At 69.8% G+C, this 23,121-nt stretch carries 28 protein-coding genes and 1 pseudogene; 12 read left to right on the top strand and 17 right to left on the bottom strand.

Going from position 1 to position 23,121, the window contains the following annotated elements; all coding sequences use genetic code 11:
- The first annotated feature begins 125 nt into the window (after positions 1 to 125).
- Both AB0J90_RS11140 and AB0J90_RS11135 read left to right on the top strand, forming a co-directional pair.
- Positions 126 to 1,088, top strand: a complete 963-nt coding sequence (locus AB0J90_RS11140; RefSeq protein WP_363594582.1) for a TIGR03557 family F420-dependent LLM class oxidoreductase — start codon at positions 126 to 128, stop codon at positions 1,086 to 1,088.
- Positions 1,089 to 1,113: 25 nt separating this feature from the next.
- Positions 1,114 to 1,386, top strand: a complete 273-nt coding sequence (locus tag AB0J90_RS11135) for a DUF4235 domain-containing protein (protein ID WP_363594580.1) — start codon at positions 1,114 to 1,116, stop codon at positions 1,384 to 1,386.
- A gap of 82 nt (positions 1,387 to 1,468) precedes the next feature.
- Here AB0J90_RS11135 and AB0J90_RS11130 read toward each other — a convergent pair whose 3' ends face one another.
- Positions 1,469 to 1,690: a DUF2188 domain-containing protein gene (locus tag AB0J90_RS11130; protein WP_363594578.1), complete on the bottom strand. Its 222-nt coding sequence runs from the start codon at positions 1,688 to 1,690 to the stop codon at positions 1,469 to 1,471.
- A gap of 210 nt (positions 1,691 to 1,900) precedes the next feature.
- Here AB0J90_RS11130 and AB0J90_RS11125 point away from each other — a divergent pair, with 210 nt between their 5' ends.
- Positions 1,901 to 2,212: a hypothetical protein gene (locus AB0J90_RS11125; RefSeq protein ID WP_363594576.1), complete on the top strand. Its 312-nt coding sequence runs from the start codon at positions 1,901 to 1,903 to the stop codon at positions 2,210 to 2,212.
- Here AB0J90_RS11125 and AB0J90_RS11120 read toward each other — a convergent pair.
- The 3 genes and pseudogenes from AB0J90_RS11120 to AB0J90_RS11110 all read right to left on the bottom strand — a co-directional run.
- Positions 2,186 to 2,380 (bottom strand): annotated as a pseudogene (locus AB0J90_RS11120) (GNAT family N-acetyltransferase); the annotation flags it as partial. The gene AB0J90_RS11125 and the pseudogene AB0J90_RS11120 sit on opposite strands and share 27 nt — an antisense overlap.
- Before the next feature lie 216 nt (positions 2,381 to 2,596).
- The gene (locus AB0J90_RS11115; RefSeq protein WP_363594574.1) at positions 2,597 to 2,785 is read right to left on the bottom strand and encodes a DUF397 domain-containing protein; all 189 of its coding nucleotides are present in this window, start codon (positions 2,783 to 2,785) and stop codon (positions 2,597 to 2,599) included.
- Positions 2,776 to 3,576 carry a helix-turn-helix transcriptional regulator gene (locus AB0J90_RS11110; RefSeq protein ID WP_363594572.1) on the bottom strand — a complete coding sequence of 267 codons (801 nt, stop codon included), beginning with the start codon at positions 3,574 to 3,576 and terminating at the stop codon, positions 2,776 to 2,778. Before AB0J90_RS11110 ends, AB0J90_RS11115 begins: the two co-directional genes overlap by 10 nt.
- Positions 3,577 to 3,821: 245 nt before the next feature.
- On the opposite strand from AB0J90_RS11110, the gene AB0J90_RS11105 reads away from it, so the two are divergent.
- On the top strand, positions 3,822 to 4,172 hold the full coding sequence (locus AB0J90_RS11105) for a hypothetical protein (protein ID WP_363594570.1): 351 nt from the start codon (positions 3,822 to 3,824) through the stop codon (positions 4,170 to 4,172).
- Positions 4,173 to 4,188: 16 nt separating this feature from the next.
- A complete protein-coding gene (locus AB0J90_RS11100) occupies positions 4,189 to 4,440 on the top strand; it encodes a hypothetical protein (protein WP_363594568.1) in 252 nt (83 codons plus the stop codon).
- Between the two features lie 49 nt (positions 4,441 to 4,489).
- On the opposite strand, the gene AB0J90_RS11095 is transcribed toward AB0J90_RS11100, so the two are convergent.
- Entirely contained in the window at positions 4,490 to 5,044 is a 555-nt protein-coding gene (locus AB0J90_RS11095) for a hypothetical protein (RefSeq protein WP_363594566.1), read from the bottom strand.
- A 96-nt stretch (positions 5,045 to 5,140) separates the two neighbouring features.
- On the opposite strand from AB0J90_RS11095, the gene AB0J90_RS11090 reads away from it, so the two are divergent.
- Positions 5,141 to 5,692, top strand: a complete 552-nt coding sequence (locus tag AB0J90_RS11090; protein ID WP_363594564.1) for a YciI family protein — start codon at positions 5,141 to 5,143, stop codon at positions 5,690 to 5,692.
- Between the two features lie 74 nt (positions 5,693 to 5,766).
- A complete protein-coding gene (locus tag AB0J90_RS11085) occupies positions 5,767 to 6,750 on the top strand; it encodes a hypothetical protein (protein WP_363594562.1) in 984 nt (327 codons plus the stop codon).
- 5 nt (positions 6,751 to 6,755) lie between these two features.
- Here the strand turns inward: AB0J90_RS11085 and AB0J90_RS11080 are convergent, their stop codons facing one another.
- Positions 6,756 to 7,631: an alpha/beta hydrolase gene (locus AB0J90_RS11080; protein ID WP_363594560.1), complete on the bottom strand. Its 876-nt coding sequence runs from the start codon at positions 7,629 to 7,631 to the stop codon at positions 6,756 to 6,758.
- Between the two features lie 113 nt (positions 7,632 to 7,744).
- Between AB0J90_RS11080 and AB0J90_RS11075 the strand changes: the two genes are divergently transcribed.
- From AB0J90_RS11075 to AB0J90_RS11065, 3 genes are read left to right on the top strand one after another with little or no spacing between them, the layout of a single operon-like run.
- Positions 7,745 to 8,092, top strand: coding sequence for a metalloregulator ArsR/SmtB family transcription factor (locus AB0J90_RS11075; protein WP_363594558.1), 348 nt, complete (start codon positions 7,745 to 7,747; stop codon positions 8,090 to 8,092).
- Positions 8,089 to 8,571 (top strand): SRPBCC domain-containing protein, encoded by a 483-nt coding sequence (locus AB0J90_RS11070; RefSeq protein ID WP_363594556.1) that lies wholly within the window; start codon positions 8,089 to 8,091, stop codon positions 8,569 to 8,571. The genes AB0J90_RS11075 and AB0J90_RS11070 overlap by 4 nt, the downstream gene beginning before the upstream one ends.
- The gene (locus AB0J90_RS11065; RefSeq protein ID WP_363594554.1) at positions 8,549 to 8,905 is read left to right on the top strand and encodes a nuclear transport factor 2 family protein; all 357 of its coding nucleotides are present in this window, start codon (positions 8,549 to 8,551) and stop codon (positions 8,903 to 8,905) included. Before AB0J90_RS11070 ends, AB0J90_RS11065 begins: the two co-directional genes overlap by 23 nt.
- Before the next feature lie 42 nt (positions 8,906 to 8,947).
- Here the strand turns inward: AB0J90_RS11065 and AB0J90_RS11060 are convergent, their stop codons facing one another.
- From AB0J90_RS11060 to AB0J90_RS11045, 4 genes are all read right to left on the bottom strand, one after another.
- On the bottom strand, positions 8,948 to 9,409 hold the full coding sequence (locus tag AB0J90_RS11060) for a GNAT family N-acetyltransferase (RefSeq protein WP_363594552.1): 462 nt from the start codon (positions 9,407 to 9,409) through the stop codon (positions 8,948 to 8,950).
- 133 nt (positions 9,410 to 9,542) lie between these two features.
- Positions 9,543 to 10,328 (bottom strand): maleylpyruvate isomerase family mycothiol-dependent enzyme, encoded by a 786-nt coding sequence (locus AB0J90_RS11055; protein WP_363594550.1) that lies wholly within the window; start codon positions 10,326 to 10,328, stop codon positions 9,543 to 9,545.
- A 501-nt stretch (positions 10,329 to 10,829) separates the two neighbouring features.
- The gene (locus AB0J90_RS11050) at positions 10,830 to 11,330 is read right to left on the bottom strand and encodes a hypothetical protein (RefSeq protein WP_363594548.1); all 501 of its coding nucleotides are present in this window, start codon (positions 11,328 to 11,330) and stop codon (positions 10,830 to 10,832) included.
- A gap of 50 nt (positions 11,331 to 11,380) precedes the next feature.
- Positions 11,381 to 12,358, bottom strand: a complete 978-nt coding sequence (locus AB0J90_RS11045) for a DNA topoisomerase IB (protein WP_363594546.1) — start codon at positions 12,356 to 12,358, stop codon at positions 11,381 to 11,383.
- 153 nt (positions 12,359 to 12,511) lie between these two features.
- Here AB0J90_RS11045 and AB0J90_RS11040 point away from each other — a divergent pair, with 153 nt between their 5' ends.
- The gene (locus tag AB0J90_RS11040; protein ID WP_363594544.1) at positions 12,512 to 14,101 is read left to right on the top strand and encodes a glycosyltransferase 87 family protein; all 1,590 of its coding nucleotides are present in this window, start codon (positions 12,512 to 12,514) and stop codon (positions 14,099 to 14,101) included.
- Here AB0J90_RS11040 and AB0J90_RS11035 read toward each other — a convergent pair.
- Genes AB0J90_RS11035 through AB0J90_RS11010 form a run of 6 tightly spaced genes read right to left on the bottom strand, consistent with a single transcriptional unit; the run spans position 14,091 to position 20,803 of the window.
- Entirely contained in the window at positions 14,091 to 15,425 is a 1,335-nt protein-coding gene (locus tag AB0J90_RS11035) for a hypothetical protein (protein ID WP_363594542.1), read from the bottom strand. The genes AB0J90_RS11040 and AB0J90_RS11035 overlap by 11 nt on opposite strands.
- A 57-nt stretch (positions 15,426 to 15,482) precedes the next feature.
- The gene (locus AB0J90_RS11030) at positions 15,483 to 16,340 is read right to left on the bottom strand and encodes a sugar phosphate isomerase/epimerase (RefSeq protein ID WP_363594540.1); all 858 of its coding nucleotides are present in this window, start codon (positions 16,338 to 16,340) and stop codon (positions 15,483 to 15,485) included.
- A complete protein-coding gene (locus AB0J90_RS11025) occupies positions 16,337 to 17,533 on the bottom strand; it encodes a Gfo/Idh/MocA family oxidoreductase (protein ID WP_363594538.1) in 1,197 nt (398 codons plus the stop codon). The genes AB0J90_RS11030 and AB0J90_RS11025 overlap by 4 nt, the downstream gene beginning before the upstream one ends.
- A 50-nt stretch (positions 17,534 to 17,583) precedes the next feature.
- Positions 17,584 to 18,465 (bottom strand): carbohydrate ABC transporter permease, encoded by an 882-nt coding sequence (locus AB0J90_RS11020; protein WP_363594536.1) that lies wholly within the window; start codon positions 18,463 to 18,465, stop codon positions 17,584 to 17,586.
- Positions 18,462 to 19,445 carry a sugar ABC transporter permease gene (locus AB0J90_RS11015; RefSeq protein WP_363594534.1) on the bottom strand — a complete coding sequence of 328 codons (984 nt, stop codon included), beginning with the start codon at positions 19,443 to 19,445 and terminating at the stop codon, positions 18,462 to 18,464. Before AB0J90_RS11015 ends, AB0J90_RS11020 begins: the two co-directional genes overlap by 4 nt.
- A gap of 29 nt (positions 19,446 to 19,474) precedes the next feature.
- Positions 19,475 to 20,803 (bottom strand): extracellular solute-binding protein, encoded by a 1,329-nt coding sequence (locus AB0J90_RS11010; RefSeq protein WP_363594532.1) that lies wholly within the window; start codon positions 20,801 to 20,803, stop codon positions 19,475 to 19,477.
- Between the two features lie 131 nt (positions 20,804 to 20,934).
- Between AB0J90_RS11010 and AB0J90_RS11005 the strand changes: the two genes are divergently transcribed.
- Positions 20,935 to 21,993 (top strand): LacI family DNA-binding transcriptional regulator, encoded by a 1,059-nt coding sequence (locus tag AB0J90_RS11005; RefSeq protein ID WP_363594530.1) that lies wholly within the window; start codon positions 20,935 to 20,937, stop codon positions 21,991 to 21,993.
- Between the two features lie 51 nt (positions 21,994 to 22,044).
- Here the strand turns inward: AB0J90_RS11005 and AB0J90_RS11000 are convergent, their stop codons facing one another.
- Positions 22,045 to 23,067 carry a DUF4331 family protein gene (locus tag AB0J90_RS11000; RefSeq protein ID WP_363594528.1) on the bottom strand — a complete coding sequence of 341 codons (1,023 nt, stop codon included), beginning with the start codon at positions 23,065 to 23,067 and terminating at the stop codon, positions 22,045 to 22,047.
- Between the last annotated feature and the right edge of the window lie 54 nt (positions 23,068 to 23,121).

Genomic DNA, 23,121 nt, shown 5'->3' with positions numbered 1-23,121 from the left:
CTTCCTCTCGCTGAGGCGCCGGCGCTTCTTCGTGCCAGGTCAGCGGCGGTCGGCCGAGGTTTCCGTCCGGAGGGCGGAGGGTAGCAGGATCCCCGACCCCACCAGGAGGCGCGAAGGAGCGGACGATGCGCATCGGGTACTTCCTTTCCAGCGAGGAATACACCCCCGCCGAGTTGCTGGAGCAGGCGCGGGGCGCCGAACGGGCGGGCTTCGAAGCACTTTGGATCTCCGACCACTACCACCCGTGGGTAGACGCCCAGGGGCAGAGCCCGTTCGTCTGGTCGACGATCGGCGCGCTGAGCCAGGTCTGCCGGCTACCGGTGACCACCGCCGTGACCTGCCCCACCGTACGGATCCACCCGGCGGTCATCGCCCAGGCGGCGGCGACGAGCGCGGTGCTGCACGAGGGCCGGTTCGTGCTCGGCATCGGCAGCGGCGAGGCGCTCAACGAGCACATCTTCGGCGACCCGTGGCCCAGCGCCGACATCCGGCTGGAGATGCTGGAAGAGTCGGTGGAGGTCATCCGCGAGTTGTGGAAGGGCGGGTTCACCGACCACCACGGCAAGCACTACACGGTGGAGCACGCTCGGATCTACACCCTGCCGGAACAGCCGCCGGCCATCTACGTCTCCGGGTTCGGCCCGAAGTCGGTGGACCTGGCGGCCCGGATCGGTGACGGTTACATGAGCACCTCGCCCGACCCGGAACTGGTCCGGCGCTTCCGCGACGGCGGCGGCGGCGACAAGCCGTGCCAGGCCGGCTTCAAGGCGGCGTACGCGGCGACCGAGGACGAGGGCGCGCGGATCGCGTACGAGCGTTGGCCCAACTCGGGTGTGCCGGGTGAGCTGTCCCAGGTGCTGCCCTCGCCCCGGCACTTCGAGCAGGCGTCCGAGTTGGTCACCGAGGACATGGTGCGTAAGGCGTTCGTCTGCGGCAGCGATCCCGACGCCCACCTGGAGATGATCGACAAGTACGCCAAGGCGGGCTTCGACGAGATCTACGTCGCCAACACCGGTCCGCACTACCAGGGACTTTTCGACCTGTACGCCGAGCACGTACTGCCGGCGCTGCGTGATCGACGGCGCTGATCGACCACGAGGGAGGATGGGCACGATGGGCAAGAAGGTCAACAAGCTGGCGTACAAACCGGTGGGGATCCTGCTCGGTGTCGCGGCCGGCGCAATCGCCGGCATGGTGTTCAAGCAGGTCTGGAAGACGGCGGCCGGTGACGACGACGCACCCAACGCCACCGACGAGGAACGTGGCTGGGGCGAGATCCTCGCCGCGGCGGCCATCCAGGGCGCGATCTTCGCGGTGGTCAAGGCGGCCGTCGACCGGGGCGGTGCGGTCGGCGTACGCCGGGTCACCGGTAGCTGGCCCACCTGAGCCCCGGACCACCACCGACCGGGAGGGGCCCGACTCGCGTACGAGTCGGGCCCCTCCTCAAGCTTGTGCGCCGGGCGCGGCGTCAGCCCTTCGGCGGGTACGGATCGTCCTGGTAGGTGTACTCGGTTTCGATCTTCCCGTCGGTGGTGTGCAACACGAGCTGGCTCGGCTGGTTTGCCCGCGCGGTCTCGCGGCCCTTGTCGACGGCCTCCTGCTTGGTGGCGAAGGTGCCGAACCCGCTCGACCCCTGCTCGACCTTCCAACGATTTCCGTCCGGTACGACGTGGTACTCGCTGCGGCTCATCGTTCCTCCTCATCAGGGTTTCGAGATCATCGATCCTTGTATTTCCTACCCCGGTCGCCGGGCCTCAAACAGGCGAGCACGGGCGACTCCCATCCGCAGGGACACCGATCGGGCGCTCGCTCGTTGTAGATACGAACGGTGTCCCCACCCCCGGGGGCTCCTGGCACCGGAGGTGACCAGGTGAAAGCGCACGTACTCATCCTTACTGTGGTGCCCCTGCTGGCAGCGTTGACGGCATGGGCGGCATACGGCCCGCTCACCACCGCGACTTTCATCCCACCGACATATTCCCGGCACCCCTCGCCACCGTCACTGGATCGACAAGGGCCGGACCAGGGCGCTTTCGACCGCGGCGGCGGGCGGGCAGGGTCCGCCGGCCAGCAGGACGATCCGGACGCGTACGCCGGTTACTCGATCGACGTGGACGGCGACCAGATCACCCTGCACCGCCATTCGGACCCGGCGCACTGGCTCCGCTGGCCGTTGGGGCAGGCGCTAGTTGGCGAGCCGCCGACCGAGTGAGCGTCCGGCGTCGGTGAAACCGTGCCGGCTGTAGAAACGCACCGCACCCGCGTTCCGGTGGTGGATGCCGGCGGACAGGTACCGGATCCCGCGCTCCCGCGCCCACCGCTGCGCCGCCTCCAGCAACGCCGCGCCGACGCCGTGGCCCCGGATCTCGCCCAGGACAACTCTCCGGTTCCAGGGCGATGTGCGCCTCGGCGTTGGCCAGCCGCAACTCCACCAGGGAGGGAACGTCCGCCCCGCGTGCCAGGCGGACGATCAGCTCCCCGGTGGGGGGCTGCTCGGGCTCGGCGGCGGTCATCGGCACCCTCTCTCCGGTCCGGACATGACAGTGCCCCTGTCCCGAAGCGGGCGACAGGGGCGACGGTCGACGTTCTGTGGGTGTCAGTGCTGCTTTGCCAGGCCGACGAACGCGCGCCACGCGTCCGGGGCGAAGGTCAGGGTGCCGCCGTCGCGGTTCTTGGTGTCGCGGACCAGTACGCGGCCGGGCAGGTTGTCCGCGACCTCCACGCAGTCGCCGCCGCTGGAGCCGCTGCGGGAGGACTTACGCCACCGGGCGCCGGTCAGATCCATGGCTTCACCACTTCCTTGATCAGATCGAGGGATTGACGCGTCGGCAGAGCCTCGTTCCGGACACTCTCCCACCTTGCCAGCAGACTAGCCACCTGCTCGGTCCGATGCACCACCGCACCGCCGAGCTGGTTCTCCATGTGCCCGACCCAGCCGCCCTCGGGTAGCCGGGCCAGGACGAACGGGCCGCTCAGCCCGAGGTGCAGGCCGACGCTGGCCGGGATGAGGTGCACGCTGACGCGCGGACGTTCGGCCATCCGCAGCAGGTGCACGAGCTGGGCGGCCAGCACCTTGTCGCAGCCGTCGGCGAAGCGGTGCAGCGCCGCCTCGTCGAGCACGGCGACGAGGTGCGGTGGGTCGTCCCGGTCCAGGATCGCCTGCCGTTCCATCCTGGTCGCCACGGCCTGCTCCACCTCCGCTTCGCTCAGGCCGGTGTCGAGGCGCACCACCGCGTGGGCGTAGTCCTCGGTCTGGAGCAGACCGGGGATCAGGTTTGGCTGGAACGTACGGAGTTGGTCGGCTGACTGTTCGGCTTCGAGCCACGGCTGGAACCACGACGGGGCGCCGAACTTGACCACTAGCCGCTCGTACAGGCCGCCGGTGTTCAAGGCACGATCGGCGCCACGGACGAAGTCCATGGTCAACGCTCGGGTGCCGTTCTCGACCGAACTCACGTGCGAGGCACTGAAACCGGCAGCCTTGCCGAACGACTCCTGCGTCTGGCCGGACGCGGTCCTCGCCCGGCGGATCTCCCCAACGATGAATTCAGCCAGTGGACCCGGTACGTCCGCCATTCGACATCCCCCAATTCGACAGATCAACTATTCACGGCCATTCATGCGGGACCCGCTCCCGTCACGTCGGCTCTACCGGCCGCGAATTCCTATTGAGGGTAGGGGGCTCGGTGCCAGGGTGTCACTAGTGGAACCGCTCGGAGCTGTCGGCAAACGCCCGGGTGGAACTGCGGGGCCGCCCCGTTCCTTCCCCACCCGCCCGTGCGAGCGGGGCGGCCCCTTCCAGCAAGGAAGGAGACGCACCGATGTCCGAACACGAACACCAACCCAGTGCGCGGAACTTCCACGAAAGGAGCGGGAAACCGCTCGTCGAGATCGGCGACATCGTGAACGCCGAGCACGACGAGTACCACCGGGGCGCCCACCCACATCTCCAGCCCGGCGACGGTGACCTGCACCTACGCGTGAAGTACCTGCCGAAGGACGCCTCGGTGTGGGGCGGGGAATGGCTGTCCCTGCGGGGCGTCGAGATGCCACCGGGCGAGCCGGAAAAACCCGAGATGCCCTTTGTCGTACGCCGCCGCGCGCTGCCGGGACATGTACCCGACTGGCTGCCCGCCGCACCCGGGACGATCGGGCGGGACGGTCATGCCTGACCCGCCGGAGTTGGCGATGCACACTCCCCTGCGACCATTCTGGATCTGCCGGACCGACGCCCGGCCGTGGCCCTGCGCGGACGCCAAACTCGACCTGACACACGGTTTCCGCGACCGGCAGGTCGAGCTGTATCTCTACCTCGGTGCACAGTTCGTGCACGCCCTCGCGGACCTCACCGCCGTCAATCCGGCAGTGGAGATGGCCGTCGAGCCGGACGTCATCCACCACCGTTTCCTCGGCTGGGTACGGATACGCCGGACCCGATGACCGACCTGGCCGGAATCTGGCCAGGATGGGACGCCGGTCGGAGCCGTCGTCACCGTTGGTCGGCGAGCGGGCTCCCGTCGTCGAACTTCCAGGCCGGGTACCTCTCTGCCAGGTAGGGACGATGACCGTCCCAGTCAGCCGGCCCGAGCAGGCGCACCGGGGACAGGTACGGTTGGTCCTGCGGATCCCGGTCATAGCCGTAGCCCCAGGCGAACCCGACCAGGGGGACCACGAGCGTCGGGTCCACGTCCCACGGACCGATGGTCAGGAAGCTGTGCGCTTCCCACCGCACCGCACCGGCACGCCACCGGGAAGGAGCGTCGAACAACACCGGCCGGAATCCGTACCAGGCAAACGGTGCGGTGGAGTCCTCGAACAGGTCGAACGGATCGATCCCGAACGGATCCGACGGGCCGGGTTCACGAACCAGTTGCACCCAGCCCAGCAGCGACCGGTAACCGCGCGCACCGAACTCTACGGACGCCGTACACACGGGCATCCCCAGTTCCCGCTCGGTCTTGCCGACGGCCACCGGTTCGGTGTTCGGCACGACGTCGACCAACACCCGACCATTTTCGCCGCCGAAGTCGAACCGAATCTCCACGCGATGATCCTCGCACCAACTTTGGATGCTCGTCTGCCCCGAGCGTGGGGCGCGACTAGGACACCCTGTGCTGCCGGCGATCTTTACGCTGGCGGTGTGCAATATTTCGTCTACGGCCGTGACCGTCCCGGGTCCTTCGGGCTCAAGAAGAGCCTGAACGCCGAGCACTGGTCCTTCATGGATTCGTACGCCGACAAACTCGTCGCGCGTGGGCCGACCCTGACCGGGGATGGCGAGGAGGCGGAGACGACGGGCAGCCTGCACATCGTCGACCTGCCCGACGCGCGAGCCGCCCACGCGTTCGCCCGCGAAGAGCCGTACTACCGCGCCGGGGTGTTCGAATCGATACTGCTGTGCGGCTTCGTCAACGTCCTGCGCCGTACGATGTGGGACTTCAGCGAAGCGGTCGACGGCTACGGCCGCTTCCTCGTTCTTGCCTGGGGTGAGCCAGGCCCCGGACCGATCCCCCCGAAAAACACGATCGTGTACGGCGATCTACTCGCCTTGGAAGACGAAACGCATCTTGGCCGGGCCGCTCTGCTGGAGGCACCGGACCGTGAAACTGCGGCGACTTCGTTGTCGACAAGTGGCGAAGGTCGTACGGAAGTCCATCACTGGCGGTTCGGAGGCAGGCCGGGTACGCGCTGAACCAGCCGCGCTGGCGAGGGCGTGGGCGCGAAACGTCGATGCGGTTCTCGGAATGGTCGTGGACCATGGTGACCGTGACCGAAACGGGCGGCGAAATCGCCGAACAACGGCTGTACGACGCTGTCGCGCGGTGGAACGCGGACACCGGGTACGGCTTCGAAGACATGATCCATGCCGCCTGCCAGGCGCTCGTCGACGGGCTGGACTCGCCGGCACTGTGTGAACTCGCTGGCGCTTCCGTACGGGACTCGTCCTGGGAGGTTCGCGAACTCGTCGTCAAGTCGCTCGAAGAACTCGGGATCCCCTACCCGGGCACTGTTCCCACTGGCTTCACCGTGGCGGCAGGTGGAGGCATCGCCCGCCGACCGGGAGTGGACTCCCTGCGCCTGGAGGTGACGTCGGCGGCCGCCGCCGCAGGCGGTGGCTTCCAGGTGCGGGTGTACGTCGACGAGGTGGAGATGACCTCCGCCGGGGCCGGGCTCGGGATGGACCCGTACGAAATCCTTGTCCCCACCAATCGTCTCGTGGCCACGTCCGAAGCCCGCACGATCCCGATCGCCCGCTGCACCTGCGGCGTGTACGGCTGTGGTTCCACGGACGTGACCATCGTCCGGGACGGCGACCTGGTCCACTGGGACTGGTCGATCGAGGTGCCGATGCTCCGTGGCGTCTCCTTCACCGCCACCCAGTACGACGCCGAGGTGGCGCGGGTCGCCTCGGACCATTCGTGGGAGACGCCGGAACGGACCGCGGGACGGCTTGTCCTGACGAGGGTGGACCGCGATCGGCTGCGCACCCACGGCCTCGAACTGAGCTGGGTCGCAAACGACCATCGCGACCAGGAACTGTTCCGGGTCGCGCTCGGGATCGACGGCGACTACCAGGTCTTCGTCGACTTCCCGTGGCACGGCCGCACCCCCGAAACCCTGGCAGGCGAGGTATGCGCGACCTTGGCACTGCCACCCAAGAAGTGGCGTGCGAGCTGGCACGCCATCGACCCGGCGTTGAGCAGACCGCCCGCGATCGCCGGGCCGTCCTGGCGACCCGCACGCTTCTAGCAAGGTCAGCCGGCGTCCAGCACCTCACGCAGCCTCGCCGCGAACTCCTCGGGCTTGCCCGCGTATCCGAACTGACCACCGAGGAATCCGCCGTGGTGGCTCGGGAACACCGTGGCCTCCTGTCCGAGCAGCGCCGCGGTGCCCAGGGCCGTACGCGCGGTGTACGTTCCCGCCGACTCCTCGCCGACCGCGATCACGATCCGGGTCGGTGCGGCGGTGAGCACGTCCGCGTCCGGGCGGTAGTCGGTGATCGCCCACGAGTTCTTCGACAGCAGCGGATCGTCGCGGGTGCCGTCGTCGTCGGCCGGCATGCCGAACATGGCCGGGTCGGGAGCGGGCTGGTCGAAGTAGGCGTCGGTGAACTCGCCCTGCCAGGACGTCATGACGATGAACGCGGCCATGCCCGCGCCGTTGCCCTTCGCCTGGTACGCCTCGTGGAAGCCGGCCCGGGCGCGCTCGGCGGCCGAGGCGTCGGGGAGCACGGCGTTGATCGGCGGCTCGTGCGCCACCAGCGTGACGACATCGCCGGGGTACGTCGCGACCAGTTCGAGTGCGGTCACCGCTCCGCCGCTGCTGGCGAACACCTCGACCGGCCCGGTGCCGAGCGACTCGATCAGCAGGTGCAGGTCGGCTGCCTGCTGCTGCGGTGTGTGGTCGGACCGACCGTCCTTGCGGACGCTGCGGCCCAGGCCGCGCGGGTCGTAGGTGACGACCGTACGGTCGGTGAAGTACGCGGCGAGCGCTTCGAAACCCTCCGCCGCCATCGGCTGGCCGATCATGAGCAACGCGGGGCGCCCATCGGACGGGGGTAGCGGGCCGCGAACGTCGTAGACCAGGTCGACGCCCGGTACGGCAAGGGTGTGTGTCTGGGTTGTCGTCATGCCGGTGAGACTACGGCCGGTGATAGAGATCGGGGTGCCATGGCTGCGAGTCGCGACCGCGCGTTTCACAAACGTTCACTTGCGCAAGCGATGGTTTGCGTTATGGTCGGGGCATGCCTGCCTCGCTCATGGCCCCCGGCCCGGCCCTCGACGCGGCCTTCGCCGCCCTCGGAGACCCCGTCCGTCGCGCCTTGGTGACTCGTCTCGCGCAGGGTGACGCCACGGTGGGAGAGCTTGCCGAACCGTTCGAGCTGACCCCGCAGGCAATCTCGCACCACGTCGGTGTCCTGCGCCGCTGTGGCCTCGTCGAACAGCGACGCGACGGCACCAAACGCCCCTGCCGACTCCGGGTCGACCAGCTTTCACTGCTCAGCAGGTGGATCGACGAGCAGCGCCGCGCCTGGGACGACCGACTCGACGCCCTCGAACAGCACCTGACCGACGACGGAGCGACCCGTTGACCTCAGCAGAGCTTCACGGCGACGAACTGATCGCCGAGCGGCACCTTCCGGCGGGACCCGAACGTGTCTGGGCCGCCTTCGTCTCGCCGGCAAGCATCGCGGCGTTCTGGGGCGGATCGCACGCCACCGTGCCCCGCGAGTCCGTGACCGTCGACCTGCGTCCCGGCGGCGAGTTCGCGCTCGACACCCGGGCACCGAACGGGGCCACCCGCCGACTCCGCTTCGTCTACGTGAGCATCACCGCACCGTACGAGCTGGTGTTCGACGAGCCCGTCACCGGCCTCCGCACGACCGTCACCATCCGAGCCTCCGGCGACGGCACAGACCTCACCGTCCACCAGCGTCGACTCCCCCCTGAGCTGCGGACGTCCCAAGCGGTCGACGGGCTCGCCTCGATCCTCGACGCCCTCGCCGCGCACCTGCAACACCACCGGCAACACCAGATCGGAGAACACGATGACCCAGCCGACCCAACGTGACCTCGTCGCGGACTACTTCGCCGGATTTCGGACCAGCGACCACCCGCGAATCCTCGCGACCCTCGCCGACGACGTCGAGTGGGTCATCCACGGCCACCGAACCACCCGCGGCAAGGCCGAATTCGACAGCGAGATAGAGAACCCCGCGTTCGCCGGCAGCCCCGAACTCGACGTCCAGCGTGTCCACGAGGACGGTCCGGTCGTCGTGACCACGGGCGAGGGCCGTGGCGTCAGCGTCGAGCACGGGCCGTTCCACTTCGCCTTCAACGACCTGTTCACTTTCCGCGACGGGCTCATCGCCCGCGTCGACTCGTACGTCGTCCCACTGCCCTGACCCGGCCGGAAACTGATTTGGCACCGGTTGTTCGCGCTCCTCCTAGCCGGGTGCTTTCGTGTCGGCGGTCAGGAACTTGGTGAAGCGTTTGGATCTCGCGTGGGTGTCCTGATACCCCAAGCCCGCATAGAACCGATGCGCCGATTCTCGGTGGCCGCCGCTGGTCACCTCCATCATGATGCAGCCGGCGGCGTGGGCCCGTCTCTCGATCTCGGCCATCAACGAACGCCCTACGCCCTGACTTCGGTAGCGGTCGTCGACCACCAGGGCCACGACCCGGCCGAACCTGCCGGTGACCTCCAGCATCGGGCACACGTGCAGGGCTGCGACTCCGATCAGGCGGCCGTCATCGTCAGCGCCGAGCAACACACTCGCCTCGTCGTTCGACCAATAGGTCAGCCGTTCATGGACCGCCGCGTCATCGGTCGGATAGCCGAGTTGATCGAGCAGGGCGGCAAGCCGTGCCACGTCCTGTCGCCGGACCGGGCGGATGCGAATGGCCATACAGCACAGTTTGGACCTGTCGATCCCCCGCGTACGCCAACGGCCCGACGCCCGCCTCATCGACCCGGCCGACCAGGAACTGGATCTACCGACGCCCTGCCTCGGCACGTACGAGGTGGCCCGTCGTCACGTCCTACTCGTCCGGGTCCCAGGCGCGGAGCAGGTCGAACACATGCCGGTCGCCGTGAAGTTGCAGGGAGTCGAGCGGGATACGGTCGTACAGCATGAGGACCACGTCACTGGCCGTGCCCAGGGCGGAGGCGGTGGCCGTGTCCGGGCCCTCGCCGGTCCCGGTGGGGAGGCGGGTGACCTGTGCCCCGTCGGCGGAGAGCGCGAGACGCCAGGATCGGCCCTCGGCGGCGTGGAAGTCGAGGGCGGCGGGCTTGTGCGGCCAGGCGACCGTCGTCGCGCAGCAGGTGGCCAGGAACTCTTCGACACCGTCGAGCGCCACCTCGGCCGGCAGTGGTTGCGGGGCGCCGAGGGTGATCTCGGCGTCGTAGGTGTGGACCGCGACCTCCTGGACCCGGTGCCGGGCGACGGCACCGGCGGTCTGCGGCGACTGCGACTCGCCCCACCACGTCCAGCAACCGCGGTCCGGACCTGCCTGGCGCAGCGCGGTCAGCAGTTGCTCGGTCGACTCGTCCCACCAGGCCAGCAGGGCCTCACGCTCCCGAGGCGCAGGATCGAGGCCCTCGGGCCCGAATTCCGCCGGAGGCGCGCCAGCCGGACCGGCACCGACGGCGGCGACCCATTTGCGCTGCCCCTTACCCAGGTGCTCCACCAGGTCCAGCAGCGTCCACTCGGGGCAGGTCGGCACCTGCGAATCGAGACTGGGCGCGGACACGACCGCGGCGCGGAAAGCGATCGCACGTTCCTCGATCAGCCGCAGCAGCACGGAAAACTCCAAGGTCTCTTCCACCACGGCTGTCTACCACCTCGCTCCGACAACCGGACATGATTTTTCACGGCCGGCACGGTAGGCGCGCACGTGGCAGTTCGCCCTCTGGACGACCCTGACCCGTCCTGACCTGGAGCGCATGTTCCCCGCCCCATACGGAATGGTCCTTCCCGGCCTGGAAGACCTCTTTCGCACGGTGTACGTCCGGCCCCCCTGGCCCGATCTCGCGATCCGGTTTTCGACCTCTGTTATCGCATCGAGGACGGCCCGTCGACCTGGGAAACCGGTGAGTGGCTTGCCACCGAGGGCGGCCGTATCCGTTGATACGGCCTGGAGGACGAGACGTGTGGATGTCACGGGAGCGGCGTCGGCCCCCCGGGAGTCAGGAGGATCGCGTGGGTCGTCCGTGGTTCGCCGACGCGGCCGACATCGGGTCTGCGTAACGGCAAGCACCCCGCGCGGACCTGGTTGACGATCACGTGGTCGGGCGGGGTTGGCACGACCTGTCACCACGCGCCGGATTCAGGCGGTGCCGGCGACCTCGTCATGCATCGCCCGTACCAGGTCGTGGTACTTCCGCGTGGTGTCCGACCGGAGGTTCCGGTCGTTGCCGGAGCCCATCACCGGCCACAGCTTCCACAGTCCGCTGTCGTACGTCTCCAGCCGTACCCGCAACGGCTCGCCGGCAAGCAGCATCACCTCGACCCGGAGCGCCTCGTTGGCGGCGATGGCGACCAGCAGTTCCTCGGGCGGGTTCGCGCTGAACTCGATGGGATCCAGTGGCTGGTCGCGGTTGACCGAGTATTGGGCTTTCGCGGTGTCGAACACGCGCTGGGCCGACACCAGATATCGCGCGTACGCGTCGCGGCGTGCCGCGCGAAGCTCCCGTTGGGCCACGAGCTGTTGCTCCTGCTGAACCCGCTCCTGCTGCCAGCGGTGCGTGAAGTATGCGGTCACAAGCCCGAACAGGGCCGTGACGGCGACCCCGCCGAGCGTCCCGATCACCGTCGACCAGCCAGTCATTCCGACGATTCAACCAGTCGCGCGCCCACCTGCCCACGTACGCCGCAGCCCTAGGCAAGGAACCTGATCACGGCGCGTTCGGCCGCCTCGTCGGACGTACCGGGACGGATGTCAGCCGTCTGGCCGTTGTCGTACCGGTCGATCAGGGTCGGGTCCACGTACGACGCCCGCGCGACGGCGGGGGTGTTGCCGAGCAGGTCGGACACGTCCCGCATCGCCTCGGCGACGACCTTGCGACGCCCGGTCCTCGACCGCTGCGGGGCCGCCTCGGCCAGCACCCGGGACGTACGGACCGTCGCCTTCCAGGTACGGAAGTCCTTCGCCGACATCGGCATCCCGCTCAACTCGCGCAGGTAGTCGTTGACGTCGTCGGCGTGCACGTCGTGCCAGCGCCGCCCCGACCAGTACCCGAACAGCCGGTCGGAGTCACGGCGCCTGCGGCGCAGGTCCCGCAGCACCCGACACACCTCCGGGTCGGTGACCTGCCGCGCCTGCTCGATCCCGCCCTTCGCGGCGAACTCCAGGACCACGCAGCCGCGTCCGGCGCGTACGTGGTCCGGACGCAGGGTCGACACGCCGTACGTCGGGTCGTCGCCGGTGGCGTACTGGTCGCCACCGATTCGGAACATGCCCAGGTCCAGCAGCTTGACCACGGCGGCGAGCACCCGGGCGCGGCTCAGGCCCCGACCGGCGAGGTCCCGGTCGACCTTGCGGCGCAGCGCCGGCAGCCGCCGGGCGACCGTCAGGACGTGCGCGAACTTGTCCCGGTCCCGGTTGATCCGCCAGCGCGGATGGTAGAGGTACTGCTTGCGTCCGGCCGCGTCGACACCGGTGGCCTGGATGTGACCGTTGGGGTCGGGGCAGATCCAGACGTCCCGCCAGGCTGGTGGGATGGCAAGCTCACGCAGGCGTTGCACCTCGTCCGGGTCGCGCAGCGGACGTCCGTCGCGGTCGAGGAAGCTGACCCCGCGACCGCGTACGCGCCGTCCGTAGCCGGGCTTCGTCTGATCCGTACGCCGCAGCCGCACCGCACCCCACTCCCCCGACGACGTTCACCGGTCGATCTTCCGGATGCGGTACCCGGACCGGAAATGCGGTAAACCGTCGCGGGAACGCATCGACAATGCATCGATCCGGAACACTGTCTGTCCCCCAACGTACAGATTGGGTACGTTGGTCCGATGCCATGGCGTAGAGCCGGTTCGATGTGGTTGCTCTTTGGTGTGATCGCCGTCGTGTCGTCGGTGCTGGTGCTGCGCCGACCGCCCTGGGAGCGGCTGTCCGACCTGCACATCTACTACGGAGCGGCGCAGACCGTCGAAGCCGCCCGACCGCTGTACGAGTACGTCGCGGCCAACGGTGGCCCGTTCACCTACCCGCCGTTCGCGATGCTGCTGCTGCGGCCGATGGTGACGCTGCCGGAGGCCGCCGTACAGGTGATCTGGCTGGTCGGGGTGGTCGCGGCGGTGGCCGCCGTCGCCGCGACCGTGAGCGGCGCGTTCCCCGTCGCGCCCCGGCACCGTCAGCTTGTCGTCGCCGCGATCGCCTGCGCGGTGCTGGTCTCCGCACCGGCGCAGAGCAACCTGCGGTTCGGCCAGGTCAGCATGTTCGTCGTGCTGCTCGCCCTGGTCGACGCGGTGGGGCTGACCCCGGCCCGTTACCGGGGTGTGCTGGTCGGCGTCGCCGCGGCGATCAAACTGACCCCACTGCTGTTCGTGATCTTCTTCCTGGTCTCGGGCCGTCACCGGGACGCGGCACGCGCGGTCGGCGCGTTCGTCGGCTGCGCCGTCCTCGCGGCGGTCGCGCTGCCCGGCGACAGTTGGACGTACTGGACCGGGATGATGTTGGAGACGTCCCGGATCGGCAACCTCGCCTCGCTGGGCAACCAGTCGGTGCACGGCATGCTGATGCGGGTCGGGGTGTCACCGGAAACACTGCCGCTGCTCTGGGCCGTGCTGGTCGCCCTGGTCTGCGGCACCGCGCTGCTGCGGGCCCGCAGTCTCCAGTTGGACAACCAGCCGGTACGCGCCGCGGTGCTGGTCGGCTGCGCCACGGTGGTCGCCTCCCCGGTCTCGTGGACGCACCACCAGGTCTGGACGGTGCTCGCGGCGATGCTCCTGGTCGCCGCGCAGGGCGCGCTGCGCCGGGTCGCCGGAGCGGCCCTGCTGCTGGTGATGGTCTTCAGCCTGGGTGCGCTGCTGGACGACGTGTCGACCTTCCCCGGCCTGCAGTTCCTGCTGGAGAACGCCCGCGCCTTCGGGGTGGTCGCCGTCTGCCTGGCCGGCTTCGGCGGGATCGCCGCGGTCGCGGTCGGCACCGCCCGCCGGACAGCCGGTCAGCGGCGCGGCTGGCTGCGGGCGGCCACCGCGGTCACCGCCACCCTGGCGTGTTTCGCCGTACTGCCGCTGCCGGCCGGGGCCGACCCGACGTTCAAGGCGTACACGGTGGCGGACGCCGACAACCCACGCTACTTCTACTTCTGCCGGGACGGCTCGGGGTGCGCCGCCCCGTCTTCCGCCGCCGCGGTCCGGTTCGGCGTCGTCCGGGAGAAGACGAAGGTACGGGTGAACGGCGTCGTCGACGAATCCGTCACCCGGCTCGAATACCGGTCCGCGCCAGGAGGTGCGCCCCGGGTGATCCCGTTGCTCGACCTGCGTCCGGGACAGCGGGAGTTCTCCTTCCGCAGCGCGAACATGGCACACGGGCGGTTGGCCGCGTACGGGGCCGACGGGCGGGAACTGGCGAGCTTCACCGACGAGCTCAACCCGTAGGAGGCGCGTCGCCTTCAGCGGCTGGAGGTCGATCCCGCGGTCGGCTGTCAGGTGTCGCGGCCCGGAAGTAGGCGATCACCACGAGCGGCATGATCAGCAGACAGACCTGGCAGGTCAGAAGGACGCTCAGGTCGCCTGCCGAGTCGTTGTCGAAGCCGGAGCCGGAGGTCGTGGCGACCCGCTCCGGCACCAGCACACCGGAACAGAGGACGCCGACGGCCACGACCGTGGCGAGCACGAACAGCCCCCGGTTGCCTCCGCCGGTCCGGCGGAACGGTCCATCCAGACGATCGAGCGCCGGAACCTGGTCGGTGGGCCGCGCAGGCGGCAGCGCGCGGATGCCGACCGGTGCGAAACGCCCGTTGTCGGCGACCAGGATCGCCGCGTGCAGCTTGCCCCGCCGGGTGGGCCTGGTGTCGGGCAACCAGCACAGTCGTACCGTGCCGGCGAAGGCGCCGTCCTTCATGCGTTGCGGGTCGAACGCCTCGTCGAAGCGGATGGTGCCACCCGCGTCGTCGGTGTGGAACTCCGCGGGCAGCGTCGTGTCGGCGGCCAGCGCCGACGGTTCGAGTCGCCCTTCGAGCACGACGACGGGGATGCCCTGGCCCAGCGCCCGCCGCAACCTGGCCTGGGCCCGCCAGCCGCCCGGCGGGCCGACACGGACAGCGCGTACGGCGATCAGCGCGAGGCCGAGCAGGAATGCGACCACGAGCCAGGTCGGCGTGCCGGTGCGCAGGAGCCCTTCCAGGCGGCCCCGATCGTCGTCCAGCAGCAGGCCGGCCTGTGGCCGCGACGGTGCATAGAGCGCGTAGACGGCCTTGAGGGGCCGGGGATCGTCGTCGGTGACGATGCGCTCCGTCACCTCCCTCGGCGGGCCGACCGGGTACGACACCTCGGCCGTCACGTCCGCGTAGTAGGTCGTCCTACCCCTGCCACGGCGCCTGCTGACGTTCTTCACCGAGGTGACATTCACCTGACGGATGACCGGGTGGCTCCCGCGCAGCGTGACGAGGTCCGGGTGGGCCGAGTTGACCGCGGACGGCAGCGCGAGGACGCAGATCCCGCCGACGACCAGCACCAGGTCGGCGACGATCCGCCGGTGCGCCGGCCACCAACCGAACCGTGAGAAGGTCCCGTCGGCCGGCTCGGACCGCGGGGCCAGGAACCACCACGCGACGCTCGCCGCCAGTGCGACACCGAGACCGCCGAGTACGTCCGCGCGCGGCCAGCCAGCATCCGGTGTCAGCAGTCCGGCGGCCGCGACGAGCACTCCGGCCAGGGCAGACACGGCTAGGGCAACACGGGTGAGGGATGCGGCGCGCACGGGCAACAGTGTGCGACCCGCGTACGAATCGAAGATCAGTCGCGGTCCCGGTCGGCGCTACTTCACGGTACGGGCCCGACCGGCGACCTCCCGCAGGTATGCGAGGTTGTCCCGGGTGCGTTCGGCGAGCGGCTGGGCGGTGGAGAAGTCCTCGACCGTCACCCACCCGTCGTAGCCGATCGTCGCCAGCGCCTCGAAGTACGCGTCCAGGTCCGCCTGCCCGTCGCGCAGCGGCGCCCAGTCCTCCGCCCACTCGGTCGCCCCGTCCGGTCGCTGGCCCACCGGTCGCCAGGCGACGTTCTTGACGTGTACGTGGGCGAGGTACGGGCCCAGCATCTCGAATGCCGCCAGGTAGTCCTCGTGCCCCTCGATGACCAGGTTGCCGACGTCGTGGATGACTCCGACGTGGGCCGGATCCAGCCCTTCGACCAGCCGGATCGCGGCCGACGACGACGCCACGATGGTCCGGTGGTGCAGTTCGACCAGCACGCTGACCCCGTACGCGGCGGCCCGTCCGGCGGCCCAGTCGAGATCTCGGCGGGTGGCGTCGAACAGCTCCGGATAGCGGCCGGTGCCGAGCGCCGGCATCGTCACCCGTACCCGCCCGGCACCGAGGGCGGCGGTGACGGCCAGCATCCGCTCGACGTCCCCCCGCTCGCGGCTAGGCACGTAGCCGCCGATGCCGGAATAGTCGAGCCCGGCCGACCGGGTGATCCTGGCTATCTCGGCCAGGTGTTCTTCCAGTCCCTGTAGCGGCCAGGTGGCCCGGTTGCCGGCCCAGAAGCCCGGCTCGGCCGCCGGCTGCTGGTCGGTGACCCGCCACTCGATGCCGTCCCAGCCCTGCTCCGCGAGGGCGTTCGCCGCCTGGCTGGGTGTCCACTCGGGGGTCGACGCGGTGAAGACGGAGAATTTCATCGCGGCCCCGCTTCCCCGGCCGGAACCGACAGCGTCCCGCCGGTGGCGTACGGCAGGTCGTCGAAGGCCCCGGCGAGTACGTCGGCGACCGCGACCGAGCGGCCCAGTGCGGCGGACCGGTAGACCGCCTCGACCACGGCGAGCGACAGCAACCCGTCCTCGACCGTGACACCGGGTGGTCTCCGTTGGTCGATCGCGTCGACGACGTCCTGATACTGGCGCAGGTGACCGAGCACGAAACCGTCCTCCGATTTGGGTGCGCCGCGCAGGTCACCGACCGGGACCCGTTCGGCTGCCTGGTTGGGTGGCCGTCGCGGCGGGCGGTCGTCGGTGTCGCCCGCGACGTGGAAATATTCGAGCTGGTCGTCGTGGATGACCGCGGAGCCGCGGGCGCCGTGCACCTGCAGCCGCATGCCCAGCCCCGGGTACGCGGCCGTGGTCGCGTGCAGCACGGCCAGCGCGCCGGACTCGAATCGGATGGTGGCGACCGCCACGTCCTCGACCTCGATGCCGTGGTGGGCCAGCCTGGCGGTCTGCGCGGAGACCTCCACCGGCCGCCCGAGCAGCCAGAGCAGCAGGTCGACGGTGTGCACGCCCTGGTTCATCAGCGCGCCACCGCCGTCGTACGCCCAGGTGCCGCGCCAGTCGGCCGAGTCGTAGTAGCCCTGGTCGCGCCACCACGGGACGGACGCGACCGCGGAGGTGATCGGGCCGAGCTGGCCGGCGGCGACGGCGTCGGCCACCGCCGCGCTGGCCGGGTCGAAGCGGTGCTGGCTGACCACGGAGACGACGAGTCCCCTGGCTTGCGCGTCGCTGGCGGCGTCGGCCAGCCTCCTGGCCCGGCGCAGGGTCACGTCCAACGGCTTCTCGATCACCACGTGCGCACCGGCGGCAACCGCCTGTTCGGCGATCGGGGCGTGCAGGCCGCTCGGCGTACAGATCGCGACCAGGCCGATCGGGCGGTCGGTGAGCGCGTCGGTGAGGCTCGGGTAGCGGCCGGGCGGGCCGGTTCCGGTGCGCTCGGCGATGCCTCGGGCGAGTTCGCGGCTGGCCGCCTCGTCCGGGTCGACCAGGGCGGCGACCCGCAGGCGGGGATGCCGTTCGACGGCCGACGCGTGGTTGGCGCCGATGATGCCGGCGCCGACGATGGCGACGTCGATCGGGGCGGGTGGGTCGGTGGCGCCGCCGTTCATACGGTCCGTTCTCCGATCGTCGGGTGGGCTTGCGGCGAACGGGGCCGGGCTCATTTCACCCCGCCCGTCGTCAGGCCGCTGATCAGGTAGCGCTGGAAGAAGAGGTAGAGCACGACCACCGGTACGGCGCAGACCAGCGCCGCCGCCATCAGTTGCCCGTAAACCGGGATCGCGCCGCCCTCCTGGGTGGCGCCGAAGATCTGGAGTGACACCGCCGCCGTACGGGTGTCGGGATTGGTCAGTACGGAGGCGAACAGCACGTCGTTCCAGCCGAGCAGGAAGGCGAAGATTGCCGAGACGGTCAGTCCGGGCCAGCTCAGTGGCACGATGATCCGGGTCAGCACCCGCCACGACGAGGCCCCGTCGACCCGCGCGGCCTCGTCCAGTTCGCGGGGCAGTCCGCGCAGGTAGGTGACCATGACCCAGGTCGAGAACGGCAGCCCGAAGGTCAGGTACGTGAGCCACAGCGCCCACCGGGTGCCGATCACCGGTACGCCGAGCACCGTCGCCGCGCTGGCGAAGAGCACGAAGACCGGCAGCAGCATCAGCGTGCCGGGAATGGTCTGCAACGCCAGCAGCCCCCGCAGGATGGCGATCCGGCCCCGGAACGCGACCCGGACCAGCACGTACGCGCTGACGATCGAGACCAGCGCGCAGACCACCGCGACGGCGCCGGCCACCAGCACGCTGTTGACCAGTCCGGGGCCGAGGTCGGTGGTGGACCAGATCCGGCGGTAGTTGCCGAAGTCCGGGCTGCGTGGCAGGAACTCACCCGCCGCGACGGAGAGTTCCGAGTTGATCGAGGCGAGGAACATGTAGAGCAGCGGCGCCCCGACCAGCAGCAACAGGACGGCGAGTACGAGGGCGCGCAGCGGGCCGGGCAGCAGCCGGGTGACCTCCGCCGAGCGGGCCGCCCGGGTACGGGTTGTCATGGCGTACGCCCCTCGTCTCCGGTGTCGAGTCGTACGGCTCGCAGGTAGACCGCGATCGGGATGGCCACCAGCACCAGCGACAGCACCGCCATCGCCGCGCTGAGCCCGAACCGGAAGTTCTGGAAGCTCTCCACGTACGTCAGCACCGGCAGCACCTCGACGTCACGCGGCGCCGGCACCCCGAACAGCACGAACGGGAGGGTGAAGTTGTTGACGTGGTGCAGGAACGAGATGACCAGCGCCAGCGAGACCGGACCGCGCAGGTAGGGCCCGATGACGTAGCGCAGCTTGGCCCACCAGCCGGCCCCGTCGAGCGCGGCGGCCTCGTACACCACCGGGTCGACGGTGTGCAGCCCGGAGACCGCCAGCAGGTAGACCAGCGGCCACGCGGTCCAGACCTGCACGATGACGAGTGCCCAGAAGCTGCGTGGCCCGTTGAGCCAGAGTCCGGGCGCGAAGCCGAGCTGCCCGAGCATGGCGTTCGCGATCCCGTCGGGTTGCAGGATGATCCGCCACACCGTGCCGACCACGAACGCCGGCAGCACGTACGGGACGAGGAAGATCGACCGGACCAGCGCCCTGCCTCGGAACCGGTCGTGGGTGGCGAGTGCGGCGGCGACTCCCAGCGGCAGGGTGAGGACCGTGGCCAGCAGCGCGTAGCCGAGGCTGACGCCGATGGCGTGCGGCAGGTGGGAGGCGGACACCGCCTCGACGTAGTTGTCCAGCGCGACGAACGGCGCACCCACCCACTGCCGGATCGAGTACTGGTCGAGGTCGAGCAGGGAGATGTAACCGGCGGTGAGCAGCGGGACGACGATCACCACGAGGGTCAGCAGCCCACCGGGGAGCAGCATCCACAGCGGACGGTGGCGCTGTCGCGTACGCCGGCCCCGGGTCGGGCGGTGGACCGGGGCCGGCGTGCGGACCGGGCCGGGCGCGGGCGTCGGCTGCTCCGCGCCGGGCGGGGCCACCGTGGTCACCGGACCTTCGCCGGTCAGCGGTGCCGGCGTCACTTGGCCTTGTCCAGCGCTGCCTGCCCGGTCTTCTGCGCCTCGGCGAGCAGCGACCGCAGCTTGGCCTCGTCGATCCGGCCGGCGGACAGGGTGGGGATCGACTGGACCACCACGTTGACCAGCGCGAGTTGGATCTGGCTCCAGGCACCGCTGAACGGCGTACCGACCGCCTTGGACGACGACTCGACCAGCGCGGCGAGCGCCGGGTCGCCGCTGAGAGCGCCCGCAGCCTCGGTGTTGGTCGGCAGTTCGCCGAACGTCTTGTAGTAGGTGCCCTGCATCTCCGGGTCGGTCAGCAGCTTGATCAGCTTGAGGGCGTTGTCCTTGTTCTTGCTGTACTTCGCCACCACCAGGTTGTCGCCGGAGAGGATGCTCGTCGCCGGTCGCCCCGACGCGGCAACCGCCGACGCGCCGGGCGGCACGGTCGGCATGATCGCGTACGCGTACTTGCCGGCGACGGCGGAGGCGTCCAGGGTCACCTTCGAGGTGGCCGACACCATCGGCAGGAACGCCGCCTTGCCGGCTGCGAAGGCCGCGATGGCCTGCGCGTTCTTCCAGCCGACCGCGGCCGGGTCGACCACCTTGTCGGTCGCCAGCCAGCCGAGATAACTACGGTACGCGGCCAGCGTGGTCGGGTCGTCCAGCCGCAGCGTGCCGCCGGTGACCAGCGGGTTGCCCGCCTGCACGTCCATCGCCCAGATGAACTTCCACGGGTCGAACGAGTCGGCGTAGGCGACCGCGAGACCGTACCGGCCGCCGGTGGTGAGCCGCTTGGCCTGCTCACGCAGCCCGTCCCAGCTGTCGGCTGGCTTGTCGATGCCGGCCGAGGCCAGCAACTCCTTGTTGTACGCCATCACGAACGGCCGGCTGGCGAACGGTACGCCGACCTCCTTGCCCTGCTCCGGTCCGGAGATGCCGAGCGTGGCGGGGAGGAACTTGTCCCGCCCGCCGATCTTCGCCCAGTCGTCGGCGGTGAGCTCCACGAAGGCGCCGGTGGCGTACGCGGTCGGGGTGAAGGTGGTGCCGAGGGAGTAGATGTCCGGTCCCTGGCCGGACAGGACCGAGGTCTGGATCTTCGTCAACTCGTCGTTCGGGGAGGCGAAGGTCTCGAACCGTACGGTCACCCCGGTGTCCGCCGCGAACTTCGCGGACACGTCGGAGAACCACTTCCGCTGCTGCTCGGGGTAGATCGAGTTGGCCTGTACCAGCACGTCCAGGCTCGACCCGGCCCCGCCCGAACCGCTCTCGTCGGCGCCGCAGGCGGTCAGGCCCAGCCCGACCACGATCAGACCGGTCAGCCCGGCCAGGGTTCGTCGCGCTTTCATCTACCTCAGCTCCTCGGCGGGAGGCAGCGCACCGGCGCACCTCGGTGGCGGAATTCACGGGACCGTAACAATCGACCGCGATCGACGGCAATCGTTTGCCACGCTTTTGCCAACCGTGGTTGCCTGGCGAGATGGGAAGCAGCCCGCCCGGCGACCAGGGAGGCAGCGACGGCGTACGCCGCACCCGCCCGGTCACCATCACCGACATCGCCAGGGTCACCGGCGTCGTACCGTCGACCGTGTCCCGGGCACTGAACAAACCCGGACGGGTCAGCGCCGCCACCCGGGACCGGATCCAGGCCGCCGCCCGCGAGCTGAACTACGTACCCAATTCGCAGGCGCGGGCCCTGATCTCCGGACGGACCGGGACCATCGCGGTGCTGATCTCAGACGTGACGAATCCGTTCTACTTCGGACTGATCAGGGGCACCCAGCAGCGGTTGAAAGCCGCCGGTTACGCCCAACTGCTGATCGACACCGAGGACTCCGGCGAGCACGAGGCGGAGATGCTGCACAAGATGCGCCGCTCGCTCGACGGCGCCATCCTCGCCGCCTCCCGGCTGCCCGAGGGTGCCCTGACCACGCTCGCCGGGGAGATCCCGCTGGTCGCGGTCAACCGCAACGTACGGGGCGTGCAGAGCGTCGTGATCGACACCCCGACCGGCATCGGCTTGGCCGTCGAACACCTGGTCAACCTGGGCCACCGTGACATCGTCTACGTGGCCGGGCCGGACACCGCCTGGTCGAACCGGGCCCGGTGGCGGTCCATGTGCGCGGCCGGTGAACGGTATGGGCAACGGTTCCGTCAGGTGGGGCCGTTCCCTCGCGGGCGCCGCTCCGGTTCGGCAGCCGCGGACGCGGTGCTCGCCGCCGGGGCGACCGCCTGCGTCTGCTTCAACGACCTGTTCGCCATCGGCATGCTGCCCCGGCTCCGCGAACGTGGCGTACGGGTCCCCGGTGACCTCAGCGTGGTCGGCTGCGACGACATCTTCGGTGCCGACTTCTGCCACCCGCCACTGACCACCCTGACCGGGCCGATCGAACAGGCCGGTGAGGTGGCGGTCGCCATGCTGCTGGCCCGGCTGGACGAACCCGGCGCCGAACCGGACCGACGGACCGTCATCCTGCCGGCAACCCTGACCGTACGCGAGTCGACCGGACCGCCACCCGAGCGTCTCGCGAATGGGTGAGCGTGGCCGCCGAACCCCCGAGCAAGGTCCCCCCAAGGGGCCGGCGGGCACTCACCGCGCGACAGGGACCACGTACGGGAAGGCGTCGGCGCGGGCGTCCTTGGTGGTGTCCGGGGTGAGGCCACAGTTGATGCCCGTGTTCACCACCAGCGACAACATCACCTCGGGTACGTTGTCGGCCATCGTCCGACCGTTGAACTTCGCGAAGCCGTAGTTCGCCGGCGTGCCCACCTTGTAGGGCAGGACGTCCGGGTAGACCCGGCGCGCCACGCTCCAGCCGTACGCCTCGGGGTCCTGGGAGGTGCCGGTGGCGGCGACGGCACCGGCGACCGCGCTGGCGATCGCGGCGCCGTCCTGCGCGAGGTCGTCGCACGGGTGGCGGGTGTTGGCCGGGTTGGTGAAGTCGCTGTCGGTGGGCCAGAAGATCGGCCACATCATCGGGTGGCCGGCGCGGTTGATCTGACGCCAGCCGCCAGCGTCCGTGGCGAGCTTGGATGCGGCCCACACACCGATGGTCGTGCCGTCGGAGAGTATCGAGTCGTCGGTCACCTCCAGGACGATCGAGTCGACGGTGGTGCCGGCGAAACTGTTCTTCGCCTGCTCCGGTTTCCATGCCGACCGGTCCAGCTTGGTGCCCTTGGCGACCGCGCCGTTGACGGTGGCGAGCAGGTCCAGGTCGACGTAGAACGGGTCGTTGATCCGCCCGGCCCACGCCCGCAGGCCCTGCCCGGTCACCTCCTCGCCGGTACGGCCCTGAGCCAGCACCACGCCCGTCGCGGCGTCGTCACGGGAGTCCGCACCGGTGAGCGCGGATATGGTCAGGTCCTGTCCCTGACCATCGAACTCGCCGAAGGTGAACCGGTAGGTCAACTCCTCCAGCGCCGAGCCGTTGACATGGATCTTGAACTCGTACCGGCCCTCGTGGTGGAAGCCTGGCTGAAGGTCGACGTTCGTGACCGAGCTGTTCACATCCATCACCAGCACGGTGCCATGTTCGCCCGGGAAGACGTACAGGTCGTCAAGGTAGAGCTGACCGGTCTGGGCGGCATGCGGGGTGTCAAGGTGGTGCGACATTGGTTGCTCCCGAGGCGCTGCTGAGATACGACAGGCCGAAGCTATCCCAAGGAG

It is taken from the genome of Micromonospora sp. NPDC049523 (genome assembly GCF_040676775.1).
Taxonomy (GTDB): domain Bacteria; phylum Actinomycetota; class Actinomycetes; order Mycobacteriales; family Micromonosporaceae; genus Micromonospora_G.
The sequence above is the reverse complement of the archived record's forward strand: the minus strand, read 5'-3'. Positions and strand labels throughout refer to the sequence as shown.

Coding starts and splice junctions, on each gene's coding strand:
- AB0J90_RS11140 (WP_363594582.1), top strand. CDS start 126: ATGCGCATCGGGTACTTCCTTTCCAGCGAGGAATACACCCCCGCCGAG.
- AB0J90_RS11135 (WP_363594580.1), top strand. CDS start 1,114: ATGGGCAAGAAGGTCAACAAGCTGGCGTACAAACCGGTGGGGATCCTG.
- AB0J90_RS11130 (WP_363594578.1), bottom strand. CDS start 1,690: ATGAGCCGCAGCGAGTACCACGTCGTACCGGACGGAAATCGTTGGAAG.
- AB0J90_RS11115 (WP_363594574.1), bottom strand. CDS start 2,785: ATGGATCTGACCGGCGCCCGGTGGCGTAAGTCCTCCCGCAGCGGCTCC.
- AB0J90_RS11110 (WP_363594572.1), bottom strand. CDS start 3,576: ATGGCGGACGTACCGGGTCCACTGGCTGAATTCATCGTTGGGGAGATC.
- AB0J90_RS11105 (WP_363594570.1), top strand. CDS start 3,822: ATGTCCGAACACGAACACCAACCCAGTGCGCGGAACTTCCACGAAAGG.
- AB0J90_RS11100 (WP_363594568.1), top strand. CDS start 4,189: ATGCACACTCCCCTGCGACCATTCTGGATCTGCCGGACCGACGCCCGG.
- AB0J90_RS11080 (WP_363594560.1), bottom strand. CDS start 7,631: ATGACGACAACCCAGACACACACCCTTGCCGTACCGGGCGTCGACCTG.
- AB0J90_RS11075 (WP_363594558.1), top strand. CDS start 7,745: ATGCCTGCCTCGCTCATGGCCCCCGGCCCGGCCCTCGACGCGGCCTTC.
- AB0J90_RS11065 (WP_363594554.1), top strand. CDS start 8,549: ATGACCCAGCCGACCCAACGTGACCTCGTCGCGGACTACTTCGCCGGA.
- AB0J90_RS11060 (WP_363594552.1), bottom strand. CDS start 9,409: ATGGCCATTCGCATCCGCCCGGTCCGGCGACAGGACGTGGCACGGCTT.
- AB0J90_RS11050 (WP_363594548.1), bottom strand. CDS start 11,330: ATGACTGGCTGGTCGACGGTGATCGGGACGCTCGGCGGGGTCGCCGTC.
- AB0J90_RS11040 (WP_363594544.1), top strand. CDS start 12,512: ATGCCATGGCGTAGAGCCGGTTCGATGTGGTTGCTCTTTGGTGTGATC.
- AB0J90_RS11030 (WP_363594540.1), bottom strand. CDS start 16,340: ATGAAATTCTCCGTCTTCACCGCGTCGACCCCCGAGTGGACACCCAGC.
- AB0J90_RS11025 (WP_363594538.1), bottom strand. CDS start 17,533: ATGAACGGCGGCGCCACCGACCCACCCGCCCCGATCGACGTCGCCATC.
- AB0J90_RS11020 (WP_363594536.1), bottom strand. CDS start 18,465: ATGACAACCCGTACCCGGGCGGCCCGCTCGGCGGAGGTCACCCGGCTG.
- AB0J90_RS11010 (WP_363594532.1), bottom strand. CDS start 20,803: ATGAAAGCGCGACGAACCCTGGCCGGGCTGACCGGTCTGATCGTGGTC.
- AB0J90_RS11005 (WP_363594530.1), top strand. CDS start 20,935: ATGGGAAGCAGCCCGCCCGGCGACCAGGGAGGCAGCGACGGCGTACGC.
- AB0J90_RS11000 (WP_363594528.1), bottom strand. CDS start 23,067: ATGTCGCACCACCTTGACACCCCGCATGCCGCCCAGACCGGTCAGCTC.